This is a genomic window from Paenibacillus sp. NAIST15-1 (genome assembly GCF_001894745.1).
Classification (GTDB): Bacteria; Bacillota; Bacilli; order Paenibacillales; family Paenibacillaceae; genus Paenibacillus_B; species Paenibacillus_B suaedae.
In genome coordinates this window covers 565464-580795 of record NZ_BBYF01000001.1, presented here as the reverse complement: position 1 = coordinate 580795, position 15332 = coordinate 565464, and the positions used below count along the sequence as shown (strand labels likewise).

16 protein-coding genes and 1 riboswitch are annotated in these 15332 nt (G+C 49.4%); of the genes, 5 read left to right on the top strand and 11 right to left on the bottom strand.

The window, feature by feature from the left end:
• Positions 1-167 precede the first annotated feature (167 nt).
• Genes thiE through tenA form a run of 4 tightly spaced genes read right to left on the bottom strand, consistent with a single transcriptional unit; the run spans position 168 to position 3206 of the window.
• The gene (thiE, locus tag PBN151_RS02585) at positions 168-851 is read right to left on the bottom strand and encodes a thiamine phosphate synthase (RefSeq protein ID WP_072727515.1); all 684 of its coding nucleotides are present in this window, start codon (positions 849-851) and stop codon (positions 168-170) included.
• Positions 848-1672, bottom strand: a complete 825-nt coding sequence (gene thiD / locus PBN151_RS02580; protein WP_083544822.1) for a bifunctional hydroxymethylpyrimidine kinase/phosphomethylpyrimidine kinase — start codon at positions 1670-1672, stop codon at positions 848-850. Before thiD ends, thiE begins: the two co-directional genes overlap by 4 nt.
• A complete protein-coding gene (gene thiM, locus PBN151_RS02575; protein WP_072727513.1) occupies positions 1663-2508 on the bottom strand; it encodes a hydroxyethylthiazole kinase in 846 nt (281 codons plus the stop codon). The genes thiD and thiM overlap by 10 nt, the downstream gene beginning before the upstream one ends.
• Entirely contained in the window at positions 2505-3206 is a 702-nt protein-coding gene (tenA, locus tag PBN151_RS02570; RefSeq protein WP_072727759.1) for a thiaminase II, read from the bottom strand. Before tenA ends, thiM begins: the two co-directional genes overlap by 4 nt.
• A 128-nt stretch (positions 3207-3334) precedes the next feature.
• Positions 3335-3437: riboswitch (TPP riboswitch) on the bottom strand.
• 200 nt (positions 3438-3637) lie between these two features.
• On the opposite strand from tenA, the gene PBN151_RS02565 reads away from it, so the two are divergent.
• Entirely contained in the window at positions 3638-4564 is a 927-nt protein-coding gene (locus PBN151_RS02565) for a MerR family transcriptional regulator (RefSeq protein WP_072727512.1), read from the top strand.
• 91 nt (positions 4565-4655) lie between these two features.
• On the opposite strand, the gene PBN151_RS02560 is transcribed toward PBN151_RS02565, so the two are convergent.
• The 7 genes from PBN151_RS02560 to PBN151_RS02530 form a co-directional block, all read right to left on the bottom strand.
• Positions 4656-5708: a histidinol phosphate phosphatase domain-containing protein gene (locus PBN151_RS02560; protein WP_227774310.1), complete on the bottom strand. Its 1053-nt coding sequence runs from the start codon at positions 5706-5708 to the stop codon at positions 4656-4658.
• Positions 5709-5759: 51 nt separating this feature from the next.
• Positions 5760-6545: a DeoR/GlpR family DNA-binding transcription regulator gene (locus PBN151_RS02555; protein WP_065290123.1), complete on the bottom strand. Its 786-nt coding sequence runs from the start codon at positions 6543-6545 to the stop codon at positions 5760-5762.
• Complete coding sequence (locus PBN151_RS02550; RefSeq protein ID WP_072727510.1) at positions 6529-7545, bottom strand: ABC transporter ATP-binding protein; 1017 nt, start codon at positions 7543-7545, stop codon at positions 6529-6531. Before PBN151_RS02550 ends, PBN151_RS02555 begins: the two co-directional genes overlap by 17 nt.
• On the bottom strand, positions 7546-8403 hold the full coding sequence (locus PBN151_RS02545) for an ABC transporter permease (protein ID WP_072727509.1): 858 nt from the start codon (positions 8401-8403) through the stop codon (positions 7546-7548).
• On the bottom strand, positions 8400-9245 hold the full coding sequence (locus PBN151_RS02540) for an ABC transporter permease (RefSeq protein ID WP_072727508.1): 846 nt from the start codon (positions 9243-9245) through the stop codon (positions 8400-8402). The genes PBN151_RS02545 and PBN151_RS02540 overlap by 4 nt, the downstream gene beginning before the upstream one ends.
• Positions 9246-9576: 331 nt before the next feature.
• A complete protein-coding gene (locus tag PBN151_RS02535; RefSeq protein ID WP_072727507.1) occupies positions 9577-10437 on the bottom strand; it encodes an alkaline phosphatase family protein in 861 nt (286 codons plus the stop codon).
• Positions 10427-11521, bottom strand: coding sequence for an ABC transporter substrate-binding protein (locus PBN151_RS02530; protein WP_072727506.1), 1095 nt, complete (start codon positions 11519-11521; stop codon positions 10427-10429). The genes PBN151_RS02535 and PBN151_RS02530 overlap by 11 nt, the downstream gene beginning before the upstream one ends.
• Positions 11522-11772: 251 nt before the next feature.
• Between PBN151_RS02530 and PBN151_RS02525 the strand changes: the two genes are divergently transcribed.
• From PBN151_RS02525 to PBN151_RS02510, 4 genes are all read left to right on the top strand, one after another.
• Complete coding sequence (locus tag PBN151_RS02525) at positions 11773-12405, top strand: NAD(P)-dependent oxidoreductase (RefSeq protein ID WP_072727505.1); 633 nt, start codon at positions 11773-11775, stop codon at positions 12403-12405.
• Positions 12406-12522: 117 nt separating this feature from the next.
• On the top strand, positions 12523-13452 hold the full coding sequence (locus PBN151_RS02520; RefSeq protein ID WP_065292812.1) for a manganese-dependent inorganic pyrophosphatase: 930 nt from the start codon (positions 12523-12525) through the stop codon (positions 13450-13452).
• A gap of 215 nt (positions 13453-13667) precedes the next feature.
• The gene (locus PBN151_RS02515; RefSeq protein ID WP_072727504.1) at positions 13668-14507 is read left to right on the top strand and encodes a DNA alkylation repair protein; all 840 of its coding nucleotides are present in this window, start codon (positions 13668-13670) and stop codon (positions 14505-14507) included.
• Between the two features lie 509 nt (positions 14508-15016).
• On the top strand, positions 15017-15331 hold the full coding sequence (locus PBN151_RS02510) for a DUF4870 domain-containing protein (protein WP_072727503.1): 315 nt from the start codon (positions 15017-15019) through the stop codon (positions 15329-15331).
• Position 15332 lies beyond the last annotated feature (1 nt).

Genomic DNA, 15332 nt, shown 5'->3' with positions numbered 1-15332 from the left:
ACGCATAAAGAATCCGCTTATTCAGCGGATTCTCAGATTGTTGAGAAACCCTGTCTTTGTTAAAAGACACAGGGTTTCTCTTGTTTTTCATGTTCATCGCATAAATTTCTAGTAAAAGTGTACAATTTCGTTTTGTTGTAAGTATATGATGAGAGAGAGTGCGACACTTAGGCAAAGTTACGCGTAATCGAGTCAGTTACACGGGAAACGAGCATTTTCGCAGCTTGATACCTATCTTCCGCATGGGTAATTGCAGAGATAACAGCGATCCCGTCTGCACCAGCTCGAATCACATGTGGCGCACGCTCTGCCGTAATGCCGCCAATGCCTACGATCGGCAGTGATGTTATCTCTGTTAGCCGTTGAATGATTGCAGTGCCTTGCGGCTCTAGAGCATCCTCTTTGGAAGCAGTCGAATATATCGGCCCAACGCCGAGATAATCGGCTCCTTGTTCCTCAGCCAGCAGAGCCTCAGCTGCCGAATGAACGGACACGCCGAGTATTTTATTGCCGATGCGATCCCTGACTTGCGCCGCAGGCTCGTCGTTCTGGCCGACATGAACCCCGTCCGCATTCAAGGCAAGCGCCAGCTCTACATCATCGTTCACGAGGAAGGGGATGTCGTGTCTTCTGCACACCGACTGAATGCGCATTGCAAGTTCTTTCTTAGCTGCAGTCTTCAGCGCGTTTGCGCCCTTTTCCCTAAATTGTATCATCGTCGCCCCTCCACGAATGGCCTCTTCGACAACAGATGCAGGGTCAGCCTTGCAATTGACGCTGCCGAGCACGAGGTACAGCTGCAAATAGGAACGCATGCGGGCATCTTCAATGCGACTATCTATACTTATCATCTGATCACCTCATCCATCTGCCGCTGCCGATATGCCCAGTGGTTTGTCGGGCCGTTGCCTCCGCCAAGCCCGAGTGTCTCCTCAATTGCTGCCTGAATATAATGCCGCGCAGTACGAACCGCTTCATTGGGAGCAGTGCCCTTCGCAAGTTCTGCCGTAATCGCTGCCGAGTAAGTGCAGCCCGTGCCATGAGTATGCTTGGTCATGATTCTGCGGTCTTCCAGCAGTGTGAAGCGAGTCCCATCATAGAGTAGGTCAACAGCAAGCTCGGTCGTCATGTCGTGGCCTCCCTTGATGATGACCATTTTGGCGCCGTAATCAGCAATTCTTATCGCAGCCTTGCACCGATCTTGCAGGGTGACAATCTTCATTCCTGCAAGCGCTTCTGCCTCTGGGATGTTCGGCGTGACAATCAGCGCAAGCGGCAGCAGGCGATTCTTCATGGCCTCTATGGCATCTTGCTGCAGCAGCTCTGCGCCTCCCTTGGCTATCATGACTGGGTCGACGACAACGTTGTTCAAACCGAATGCTTCAAGGCGATTCGCTACTGTCTCAATAATGCCTGCACTGAACAGCATCCCTGTTTTGACAGCATCAACCCCAATATCTTCTACGACGGCATTTATCTGTTCAGCAACGGCTTCAGGAGATAGCGGGTAAACGCCATGAACGCCAAGCGTGTTCTGTACAGTCACGGCCGTAATCGCTGACATGCCGAATACGTTCAGCTCTTGGTATGTCTTGATATCGGCTTGAATGCCGGCGCCGCCACCGCTATCGGAACCGGCAATCGTCAATGCTCGTGCAACCGTCATAGCCATACCTTCCTTCTAACGGAGGCTTGGCGAGGGGTGATCGTTGATGCTGCTGTATCGAATTGGTCGATCTCAGCCAAGGCATCAAGAAATGCGGTTTGGAAGCTGCCAGGCCCTCGGTGGCCCGCTGTTCGATAGGCATGGACGGCTGAGCACCCATAATAAGACATCGCTGCGGCTCCTGCCAGCAATAAATCAGATTCAATCGCAGCAAATGCGCCGATTACCGATGTCAGCAGGCACCCGCTTCCTGTAATGTTCGTTAACATCGGATGACCGCCCTCAATGATATAGCCGGTTGTGCCGTCCGTAATGACATCTTCTTTTCCCGAAATGGCAACGATGGTGCCGAATCGATCGGCTGCCCGCGCAGCAAGATCGAACAACGCTTCAGGGGAGCGGAGGGAGCTTTCAGACTCCACGCAATCCACGCCCTTGATCTCGCCTGCTTCCCCCATAAGCTGGGCAATTTCAGCGGCGTTGCCGCGCACGATCGAGACGCGCAATTCCTTAAGCATCTTCACAGATACCTTCGTCCGATACGGCGTTGCGCCTGCGCCTACTGGATCGAGAATAACGGGAATGCCATGTACATTCGCCGACCGCCCTGCGATTAGCATAGCTTCTATCATGTCAGTATCGAGCGTGCCAAGGTTCAATACGAGCGCATCTGCTGCCTTGGCCATGTCCGCTACCTCTTCCTTGGCTGAAGCCATCACAGGGGAGGCTCCAATGGCTAGCAGACCGTTAGCGGTAAAGTTGGCGACGACGATATTCGTCATATTGTGTATGAGGGGGCGCCGTTCCTTAATACGTTGGGGGAAGAGAGGCATATCATTCATCCTTGTTTCACCTCTGTCTTCTCCGTCAAGCTTACCGGCCAGTCTTCTACTTGATAAGCCATGTCCCAAAACATATATTCCAGCTGGCAGCTGGTCAGAAAATGCTTCTTCAGCTGCTGCTTGCGTGCTTGCGACAGCGATTCTGCCCATTCATCCAGCATTCGGCGCATTTTGTCCGTAACTCCGCCGCCGAGGTCTCCATAGAAATGAATCCACTCATAGAACGGATGGGTCTCATCTGGATTCACTTCTTTTAGCAAACGTTGTCCGATCTCCGTATATGTCCATGGGCAAGGCAGCAAAGCCGCAATAATATCTTCCAGGGTACCTTCATGGGCCACGGTAAGCATATGGGACACATAATGGCTCGCAGAAGGGGCGAGCGGGTAGCCTTGCAGTTCTTCGAACGTCACGCCTGCCACGTTACAAAAATTATGATGGGGGTGTGTCTCGCTATTCAGTACGAATGAGATTTGCTCGTTGAAAAGAGCCATTGTCTCTCGGTTGTCGCATTTGGAAATCGCAATGCCATAAATCCGAATAAAGGCATTCAAATATTCAAAATCCTGCTTTACGTAGTGAATCAACTGTTCTTTCTTGACAGTACCCTTAGCAATTCCCCGAACGAACGGATGCTCCATAATGGCATCGTATATCGGCTCCGCTTCGTGTCTCAGTTCCTCCGTAAATGTAAGCATGAACAGCACCTCCGCATAATTGGATAGGGGATGAATGCATGCTGAAATCTGGTCAAGGAGCACTTCGCGGCAGCCAAAAAAAGCCGCCCCGAAATGGAGCGGCTTCATCATGTCCATACAAAAAGACCATGAGGCCGGCTCCACTTCCCTCCGCCGGTATTACCCGGATCAGGTTCAAAGGGTCCAAGAATTCTTGTCTCAGCCGCCTATGCGGCTCCCCTAGTGGATTTCACGTCATATTCATCTTACGAACTACTTTAGCATTGATGGAGATAATTGTAAAACGTAAGTTTTCTGAACCATTCGGTCAAAACGATAATTTGTTAGTGATTGGAGCGAAGTTTCGTATTGCAATTGACGCTGCGACAACTGATACAATAACCTCATAAGGCGCCTTATGATACGTCAAGTGACAGAGGTTGATGATAGTGATGAGCAACATGATAGGAATCGATAAATTATCGCAGGAAATCGGTGTGACGAGCCGTACCCTGCGCCATTGGGAGTCGCAGGGGTTGTTTGCAAGTCAGCGCGATACCTGTTCTGGCTGGAGGATGTATGATGAACAGACTGTGCTTGCAATCCGTATTACAGCCTGGTTAAGAGGGTTCGATATTGGGATTAGAGAGATTAAAGTGGTGTTGGCGGATATGACGTTCCGAACCGCACATCAGGTAATGACTCAGTATGCACACGAGATGATTGAGCACAAAAATGAGTGCATATCGAAGGAAATAACATTGAAGAAATGGTTGGAGCAGTCGTACAAGTACATCAATGAACCGATTACTGCTCGATTGCTGTTGCAATTAAGTCATGTACCGTCCCTACATTTAAATATGAAGCATGAGGTGGCAATGCCGATGGGTAATCAGTGGAGTTATTCTCCAGCATCAATCAAATTCGTAACCCTTCCATCAATGAGAATGGTCAGCCATGTTGTCGTCAGCGCATCTCCAGAAGAAGAAGCGATCGAATCATTAGCGGACTGGCTCGTGCAAGCTGAGCTGCAAGGTACGGCACGGCTATTTGGAAAAAATGAAGAACCACTCCCTGACGTTGAATCGAACGTTTACGGTTATGGTGCATATGCCTCCCTTCCCGAAAATATCGATATACCAAGTCATTTGGCGGAGGTAAGGTTCTCCGGCGGGGTATATGCCATGATGGTGAGTACGGATGATATTACGGGATCGTGGCAATTATTGATGGAGAAATTGAACGAGCATCCAGACTATGAACCTGATTTGAAGGTAAGATTCTGCCTGGAGGAGCACATACGAAATGACAACCCTGCGGGAAGCAGCAATGCTTATTGGCTGCAGCTATTCGAGCCGGTTCGAAAGAAAATAAAATAATAAACATGAAATCCCCGGTGCAGTCGTTGCGCCGGGGATTGTGTATTTTCATGGGATAGGAGAGAGGGCAGCTCGCTTTGCGTTTTCTTTATTAAGAAGTCGAAGTTGCGAGCGGTCGCATGATGCGTTTGCGTTGATGGAATGTGGCAATTTCGGCTAGACCGCGCTGCTGAAGCATAAGGGTATTGTCCGCCACGTATTTGCCGACGTCGTCTGGAAAGTGAGAATCCGATGACAGGGTAAAGGGGACATCATGTCGAAGCAGTACATCAATAAAGGAGGAACTCGGACACACCTCCTTGACCGGGTAGCGGTAGAACAGTCCTGCATTTACCTCTGTAGCTGTATTTGTCCGTTTCAATGCTTGCGCGATTCGCTCGTAGTATGGGAGAAGCAGCTCTTCTGATGGGCGATAATTAAATACTTTCAAATTGTCCAAATGGGCGGCAATATCGAACAGACCGCTGTTAATCATTCGTTCGACATCATCGAAAAAGCGTCCGTACAGTTCACGCAGATCAACCTGATCGAAGCGGAACTGAGTCTCGGGATTATCGAATCCCCATCCATCCACATAGTGAATCGACCCGATCACGTAGTCCCAATCCGCCATCGCAATGAATGATTCTAGGTCCTTCTCTCCACCTGCAAAATAATCCGCCTCTAATCCGAGACGGAGCTCGACACCCTGTGCGGCCCATCTCGACTTCGCAGCCTGAATGGCAGCTGCGAAATCCTCCATCCGCTCGGTGCATACTTGATGCAGCCATGTATGCTGAAGGCGACCAAGCGGGGAGTCTCCGATATCGAGGTGACGTTCGAAGTAGGGGAGCGTCTCTCGAAACCGATAGAGATGATCTACGATTCCGACCTCCCGCAGTCCTTTGCGCAGCGCTTCTTGCAAATAGAGATCGAGCCATGATTCGTCATAAGCTCCTCGCTGCAGTCTTGTATGCATACGCGCATAACTCGCTTCGAGCCATGCACGGGAATGGAGTGGTTCAGCAATTGGATGGAAGTGATCGAATGCTTGATTCGTACGATCAAGCCAGCGGAACGAATAAGGGCCTTCCTCCAAATGCATATGGTAGTCTACATAATACAGCATAATGATCGCATCCCATCCTATGTCATAGTGGCTCATTCGTGATGTATGAAGTGATGTGTTACTTCGACATATAACTTCGCTATGTTCTTATGGCTCGCAAGCCGTCGTAATCCAACCTACTTGCAATCCGCTGCGCTTCCATTTATCCGGCATTGGTGCATCGCATATGATGGCGGTGACCTTGCTCATGTCACAGATGCGGCACAGCTGTGTCTCCCCGAGCTTGGTACAATCTCCAAGCACATATGCCTGCTCGGATTGCTCAATCATTAAGGTGGAGCAGATCGATTCCTCCATGTCGTAATCACTGATTCCCGCTGGTGTCATTCCTGCGCAGGAGATGAATGCCTTATCGAAGTGGAAGCGTGTAAGCAGTTCACAGGTTAAGGCGCCTGCAATCGATTTCTGCTCTGGATGCGTAACTCCCCCGAGTACGATGACTTTGCCGTCAAATCGTTTGGCTTCCAGCCGTTCCATGAGCAGTTCGGCAGCAGGAATAGAATTCGTCACGATCGTAACGCCGACGACACCGCGTATAGCGCGAACAAGCTCAACAGTCGTCGTGCCTACATCGACCACGATCGTATCTCCGTCTTGAATGAGCGCGGCTGCAGCTTCCCCGATTGCTTTCTTTGCCGACTGCTCGATGCTTCGTTTTTTATCAAAATGAGGTTCAATCTTCACATGCGAATACGCAACCGCGCCTCCGTACACGCGCTTAAGCATCTGCTTTGCTTCCAACTCGTCGAGATCCCTGCGAATGGTCTCGGGCGTAACCGTTAACACGCTGGCGAGGGAAGCAACTTGAATTTTGCCATGTCGATTCAGCTGTTCTAAAATATGCTGTCTACGTTCTTCAGGCAGTAGCATCATGAAGCGGAATCACGTCCTTCGGATGGAGGTATACCGTCGTGGTAGAGCCGACGCTCACCCAATCGGAATTGCGATGAATCTGATCGACGACGACATGCTGACCCTGAACCGTTAGTTCCATCCGCGTAATATTGCCAAGCATGGTCACATTGCGTACCGTTCCTGTTACGGCCATGCCGCCAACGAGCGGCTGCTCGCAGAACGTCTCTGGTCGAATGGCATACAGCTTGCTGTCTGCAAGCGAGTAGTCCGGTACAATTTGCCCCAAGGCTTCGGCATTCCATACGTTATAGCTGCCAATGAATCTTGCGACGAACTCGCTGCTTGGCTGCGTATAAATCTCCTGCGGAGAGCCATGCTGCGCGATATTGCCTGCATTCATGATGTATATATGGTCGCTAACGGCCATCGCTTCTTCTTGGTCATGCGTGACAAGTACTGTTGTCATGTTCAATTCACGTTGAATGGAGCGCAGCTGCTGCTGCAGGTTTTTACGAATTTGCGCGTCAAGCGCACTAAGCGGCTCGTCCAGCAGCAATACCTTTGGCTTCGTAACAAGCGAGCGGGCAAGTGCGACACGCTGCTGCTGCCCACCAGAGAGCTCACGGGGGAAAGACTTCTCCTTGCCTTGAAGCCCGGTGAGCTCAATCATTTCGCCAACTGCCTGGCGAATCGCATCACGCGGCATCTTCTTCATCGTCAAGCCGAAGGCAATGTTGTCGGTTACCGTCATATTGGGGAACAGCGCATAGGACTGGAACACCATGCCGATCTCCCGATCCTTCGGTTCGATCCCTGTCACATCTTTACCATCAATGTGAATCGTCCCTCCATCGAGCGGAGTCAGTCCAGACAGGATGCGAAGCAATGTGCTTTTGCCGCAGCCGCTTGGGCCGAGGAGTGTCACCAGTTCGCCTTTTTGAATATGAAGATCAATGCTGTTCAGCACCTTTTGTTTATGGAACGTCTTGATTACTTGATTCATCTGTACGTAGCTCATTTAAGAAGCCTCCCTGCTCATTGCTGCTTGGGTAGTCGGAATGCTGCTGCTCACGATGTCTTCTTCAGGCTCTGCGACTGGCTTGGAAGTACGGCCCGTCAGCTTCACGATCCACGCGCTCAATATGGCCATCAGAATGAAGTAGGTTACGGTAATGGCGCTCGCGATATGGCCGCTCTTGTTCAGCTGTGCGTACAGGAAGAGCTGCATGGTCTCGAAGCGTCCTCCGACGAGAATATTAATGAGCACGAACTCTCCGAATAGAATCGAGAAGGAGAGGAGTGCGGATACAAGAATGCCCGGCATAATGTTCGGAACAATCACGCGCAGGAATGCCTTCATGCGGCTGGCTCCTAGTAACTCAGCAGCTTCCATCAATGATCCTGCCTGAACAGCGCGCAAGCTGTTGCGCGTCCCTTGATACATGAACGGCAGCATGCCGATGACATAAGCACCGAAGACGATGATAATCATGGAGAAGCCTTTGCCAGAGTAGGCGCGAATCAAGCCGACAGCCATAATAACGCCAGGAACGGCATAGGTAAGCATGACGAGCGTCTGAACCCAGCGCTCTAGCTTCGGTGCGTACAAGGAAATCGCGAACGTAGCCGGCACAATGACGATGACCGCTGTTACGGTAGCGACGCTGCTGAGCAGCAGGGAACGACCGAATGCCTGCATGAAGCGTGTATCCTGGAACAGCTCGCCGAACCATTTCAATGTTAAGCCTTCGGGTAGAATGGTTTGATTCCATGATGTCGCCAAGGAATAGAGCATGGTAGCGATGACCGGAATGAACAAATAGAGCAATACCGCTGCAAAGGCGAGCATTGGCAGAGAATGAGCCAATCGTTTCATAGCAGATCCCTCCGAACTCTGCGCGTCAGCCATTCATTGACGAGCATGGCTGCAAGCAGCGTCAAGCCGAGCAGTACGCCCAAGGCGCTGCCGAGCTCGGGACGAGCGAAGATGTCCCCAGATACGAGTGCGCCAATACGTACGGGGACAAGGTTATAGTTGCTTCCTGTCAAGGCATAAGCTGAGGCATATGCACCCATGGCATTCGCGAACAAAATACTGAATGTGCCCGCGATCCCCGGCAGAAGTACAGCCAGACCGATACGCTTCCAAAATTGAAAGGGCGATGCGCCCAGCAGGGAAGCGGCTTCCTTCCAGTTGTCTTGAATCGCATGGTACATCGGATAGAGCAGCATAATGGCCAGCGGAAGCTGGAAATACACATAAATAACGGTCAATCCCGACCATGAATACAGATTGAATGATGCCGTCATGTCAATGCCGAATTGGCGGAACAGCAGCGTGAACAGTCCGCTGTTGCCAAGCAGGACGATGAAGGCGAAGGCGAGCGGGATGCCTGCGAAGTTCGATGTCAGGTTCGTAATGACAAGCAGCCGCTCTTGTACGCGCTTCGGAAAGCGGGTAATGGCATACGTTGCAAATACGGCGGCAATGATACCTATAAGGCTGGACAGCAGGGAGATGAGAATACTGTTCTCAAATGCCTTCCAGTAATAGGGGTTCGTAAAAATTTCTTTGTATCGATTGAATGTAAATGCCCCGCCGCCATCCTCTTGAAAGCTTCCCGAAATCATCGTGAAGAGCGGGACGAACATGAATAGCGCCACAAAGATAAGCAGCGGGATAATCGTGATGTACAGCATGCTGTTAATCCGTTTCATGCGCGTACTCCTTTCCTGTAATGTTACATCCTGATTTGCTTCGTGATAAAAAACTCCTATCGAGGTAACTCATGATGAGCGACCGCGTCTAAAGGTATGTTTTTTTCCATTCTAGAAAGCCTTCGTGCCACACTGCACGTAATCTTTCTAGAATGATCAAAAGTTCGCTTTTCAGCACCGAGAAGGTTGCATAAACTCGAAGAACGAGCAGCGGAGTGTAGGCGAGACTACATGAGCAGCGGAGTTCGAGAGTGAGTGCAAGATTCGATGTCGAGTTACCTCCTGATTTACTTCGTGATCAAAAGCGAACCGGCGAACAAAAGGCGTCCCCTTACGGAGACGCCAGCCTGAACTCCAACATAGATAGCGGCTGCATCGCTTCTGATGGGGCAATGCCGAGCAAGCGGCAGGCGAGCGGCGCCAACTGCAATTGAGGTACTTCCTGTTCATAGACGCCAGGGGTCACCAGATTGCTAATGACAAACAGTGGAACATGGCGTTCGGCGTCTGTCGTTCCGCCGTGATTGCCATCATTGTTCATGCCATGGTCAGCCGTAACAATAATCTGATAGCCTGCCTCCATCCAAGCTGGCAGCACGCTTGCAAGAATAATGTCCGCCGCCAGTGCCCGGTTGCGGTATTGCGCCGAATCCCCACTGAACTTATGTCCGTCATCATCAATGTTCATCGAATGGACGTACAAGAAGTCTGGAGCATATTGCGTGAGCAAGAAGTTCGCATCAGCGAACAAGTGCGAGTCAGGATAGTGATCTTCGAAGTAGAAGATGCCATGCTGAATCGGCTTGTCTGTATCGAGCTGAATGCGATCAACAGCTGGGTGGAATGGAGCTGAGTTATACAGCTCGCTTACCCAATAGTAAGAAGCAGTCGCGTTCGTAAGTCCTTGTTCCCGAGTTAAGTGGAACAGACTGCGCTCGTGCGATAACCGCACAGTCTGGTTCGTTGCAATCTCGTGGCGCCATACCGGAGTTCCGGTCATCAGCACCTCATAGAGCGGGCGAGACAGGCTTGGCAGCTCGGAGCGCACTTTGTAGCGCGCTGCCTTGCCGTATTCCACCAAGTGATGTATATACCCCATCTGCGTGACGGCGGTGTCATAGCGCAGGCCATCCAACATGATGAAGATGAGCTTATTGTGATTGGGCGAGCGGTTCGTGATGTTATTTGACATGAATGAGTACCTGCTCCTGCCACAGCTGTGGAAGCTGCTTCGTTGTTTCTTCCCATGCCTTCAAATCTTTCACAGGCTGTGCGTTTTTGTACATTTCATCCGGGAGAAGCAATGCCTTTGCATCGACAGCCAGCTTCGCGTTGGAGCGGATTGGACGAGCATAGCCACGAGCCAAGTTGGATTGTCCTTCATCGGACAAAATGTATTCACGTGCCAGCATCGCTGCATGCGGATGCTTCGAGTACTTGTTAATAACCGTTGCATAGCCGCTTGTTGCAGAAGCTTCCTGCGGGATGACAACTTCGAAGCGGTTCTTGTCGATTTTGTCACGGTAGCCTAGTGCGTTGAAGTCCCACAGGAATCCAACTTCGACTTCGCCCTTTTCCAAGTTCGCAAGACCTGCATCATTGGAAGCGAGACGGCCTTGTTTCGCCAGCTCTGCGAAGAAGTCGATGCCCGGTTGAATGTTCTTCTCGTCACCGCCGAATGCGTAAGCAGCAGCAAGAACTGCGAATTGCGCCTGGTTTGCCTTCATCACGTCGCCAACAGCGACTTTGAATGTTCCATTTTTAATGTCTGCCCAAGATTTCGGCGGGTTTGCCACTTTGTTCTTATCTGTAATGATGGACAATGTACCCGTGTAGCCCAGCAGCCAGTGTCCTTCATCATCTTTAGCCCAGTCCGGAATGTCGTTCCAGTAAGATGTTTTGTATGGCAGTGTTAGACCTTTTTGCTTCGCAAGCGGTCCGAATGCGATACCGACGTCGCCGATATCAGCGGTTGCGTCGTCTTTCTCCGACTCGAACTTCGCCAGTTCTTCAGCACTGGACATATCTGTATCCGTATGTTTCAAGCTATATTTCGTTCCTAAATCGTTCCACGTTTGCACCCAGTTCGCCCAAGTGTCAGGCATGCCGACCGAGTTGACTTGCCCTTCTTGTTTGGCCTTTTCCACAATTTGATCCAAGGTCAGCTTGGAAGCGTCGACTGCTTCGTTCGCAGCTTGTCCAGATGAGCAGCCTGCAAGCAAAAATGCGGAAGCAAGTACGGTTGCTGTCCATTTCATGAAACGATGAGTTCGCATGAGTTCATGACTCCTTTTTCATTTAGTTTTCGTTTTGTTTTCCTTCTGTTTACGTCTCTAATCATAAACAAACAAAGTTAAACCAACATCAAGCGGGTGATAAGGTATTGTAAAGGCAGAACCGAAACAAGTTCTCGGCGTCAGAATGACATGGTGGGGGAAGTATGCACTTATATGAAAAATATGGATCGTTTTATGGGTGGACACGTATCAAAGAATATTGGCATTTCTAAGAATGGGGGAGAAGGATATTGTCTAGGCAAACGATTGCGATCGTAGGAGGAACAGGTACAGTAGGGAAGCATGTGGCTGCGACAGCAATTGAACAAGGATATACGGTTCGCATTCTAGCTCGTCGTCCAGAGCGAGTCCAATTGAAGTCACCGCACGCCATTATAATAGAAGGAAACGTATCGGACGAAACTGCAATTCGTTCTCTCCTGGCAGGCAGTAATGCTGTAGTTAATGCATTTGGTCAGCCAATGCGGGACAAGCCAATCTATAGTGAAGTGACGCTGCGCTTGTTGAAAACCATGAAGGAAGCAGGTATTCGAAGGTACATTGGGGTTGCAGGAGGATCGCTTGATATTGAAGGGGATCGCAAGTCCTGGATGAACCGAATGGGTGCACGCTTATTTCGCTTACTTTATGGGGACTTTATTCGGGACAGGCAGCGGGAGCTCGGCGTGCTTCGGGATAGCGATCTAGATTGGACGCTTGTGCGATTGCCGTTTGTGCATGAACGCGATGTCATGAAGCCAGTAAAGGTTGACCGATATGATATGCCGGGTACGAAAATATCAAATACCCATGTTGCACGGTTTCTCGTAGATCAAGTGCAAGACACTGCTTTTCTGCGCTCAACACCGTTTATTTCACAATAATATTCCTACTAATGGAATGGGATTTTACCAACATTTGCGGTATAATCTTGAATGAGGAAGACGATCTACGTTATACTCTTCTCACTACAAATCTCGTGTAAAAAGGGAGTTAGCGAAATGGAAAAGGTACTTATTTTCGGACATAAAAATCCAGACACCGATACGATTTGCTCCGCAATCGCATATGCAGACTTGAAAACACAATTGGGCTTCAACGTTGAACCCGTTCGTCTTGGCAGTGTGAACGGAGAAACACAATTTGCTTTGGATACCTTCCAAGCAGAAGCGCCTCGTCTGGTAGAGACGGTAGCGAATGAAGTAAAAGGGGTTATTCTTGTTGACCATAACGAGCGTCAGCAAAGTGCAAACGATATCGAACAAGTGGAAGTGCTTGAAGTTATCGACCACCACCGCATTGCGAACTTTGAGACAAGCGGTCCATTGTACTACCGTGCTGAGCCTGTAGGCTGCACAGCGACGATCTTGAACAAAATGTACAAAGAAAACGGCAAAACGATCAGCAAAAACATCGCTGGCTTGATGCTTTCTGCAATCATCTCGGATTCCTTGCTGTTCAAATCCCCAACTTGCACGGAGCAAGATGTAGCAGCTGCTCGCGAGTTGGCTGAAATCGCTGGTGTAGACGTTGAGAAGTACGGATTGGACATGCTCAAAGCTGGTGCTGACTTGAGCCAGAAAACAATTGCTGAGTTGATTTCTCTTGATGCGAAAGAATTCTCCATGGGCAGCTCCAAGGTTGAAATTGCACAAGTAAACGCAGTAGACGTGAACGATGTACTGTCCCGTCAAGCTGAAGTGGAAGCGGCTTTGAACGACATTATTGCAACGAAAGGTCTTGACCTCTTCGTATTCGTGGTAACAGATATCTTGAACAGTGACTCTGTGGCGCTGGCACTTGGTTCCAAGACAGAAGCAGTTGAGAAAGCGTACAATGTTACGTTGGAAAACAATACGGCATTGCTGAAGGGCGTTGTTTCCCGTAAGAAGCAAATCGTGCCTGTACTGACAGATACGCTTAGCAAGTAATTGATGTCATCCTATATGAAGCAGATGATTTCATCTGTTATACAACGGCTGTTTCCCTGATGGGAAACGGTCGTTTTTTATTGGAGGAGGTTAGAGAGCAGAGGGAAGGGAACAGGATAGAGGGACCCATTTCCATTTGTAGAATACGTAAGGGATATGTTCTCTATGATGATGAGCCAGATTTACCTCGTCTTGATGTAAAGGAGGAAATTGAAATGGATTGTTCTATCCCAGATACGATTATGCAGCGAAAAGGTGCAACGAAAGAAGCGAATATTCCGGTTGAAGTCCAGCAGCTATTACATTCAGGAAGGTTAGAAAGTGTGAATTTAACAGAGTGGCTGGCTGTAGATCATATAACTTTGCTGGAACATGTATTGCCCGAAGTCGGATTAGAGAAGAAGCTTCCCGATTTGCTTCTAGAATTAAAGGAAATGGATAGTATACGCGGCATGAAGGCGATACGGCTTATTGGGCAGCGACTCTATGAATTTTGCAGCACCGAGGATCCGCCCGTTACAGATTCCAAGCCGTTTATGGCGATCGCCGAACATCGCTCGGATTCCGTTCGATGCTGGGGGGCTTACATGGCAGGCGGTGATGACTCCATGTCTATCGACGAAGCATTGTCACGTATTCACCGATTTGCGGCTGACTCTCATTTCGGCGTTAGGGAGATTGCATGGATGGCTGTGCGCGCTCATATCGAGTCGAATTTGTCGGGGGCCATATCCATCTTATCCACTTGGACATCTGATACGGATGCCAATGTACGGAGATTCGCTACGGAAGCGACGCGTCCACGAGGCGTGTGGACGAAGCATATTGAGGCATTGAAGCAGAGCCCTTGGCAGGCGCTTCCGCTGCTAGAGCCTCTCAGATCTGATCCGGCGAAGTATGTGCAGGATTCGGTTGGCAACTGGCTGAATGATGCGAGCAAGACGAATCCGGACTGGGTAAGGGAGCTGTGCGAGCGCTGGACGAATGAGTCTGACTCAAAGGCAACAGCGCGAATTGTAAGCAAGGCTCAGCGAACCTTGCAGAAGCAGGTATAGCAGACCGGAACAGCAGCAGCTTGGTCGACTTTACCGATGTCATATCGTATCCGCTGGCAGCTTCTTCAGCGGATATTTTATTTTGATCCGCTTCCCCATTCTTTCGCGACTATTTCGAATCTCTAGGTACTCGCTCGATTCGCATTTCCGTTTTCGATTCAGTTTCCCCCTTATCAATCTATCTCCGAAGCTTCCTCTGAATTTTTCTTTGTTCGGTCTGTACAGTTTTTCTTGTATCCCTCCCTCTTTTTGCGTAACTCTTTGTTTTATTTAGAGCTTTTCGTCTTCCATCGTTCTAGCATCAAGAACTCTCTCTTTATGCTTTTCCCCCCAGTCGGCGTTTTTAATATGAGCCTATCAGTTATAGATAAATTAATTCCATGAGTCCAGAAGGACTCAATGACCGTAATGTTGCTTTGTCATACCGCTTATAGGCAAGGGGTTGAACCTCTACTCGCGTCACCTTTTATGCTAGTACTTGAGAAATTCAAGTAGAAAGGTGACAATCGATGAACAAACCAACACGCAAAGAAATTGCAATCGTCCAATTCATGCTGGCCATCTCATTAATTCTTGGCGTCCTGCCACCTCTTGTAATGTTCCTCGTGACAATAAGGACAGAATCGTATTATCGTGATGCTAGCCGCACAGCATTGAATTTTCATTTAACCATTTTGCCGTTCTTTATTGTGAGCTATGCACTGCCGCCATGGTTCAAGTACATAGTCTTACTTGTTGAAACGGTGATCATTTTATATGCGATGATAAGGATTGCTAGAAAAAAATCATATCGTTATCCTGCCATTCCATACATCAAACCTTAGT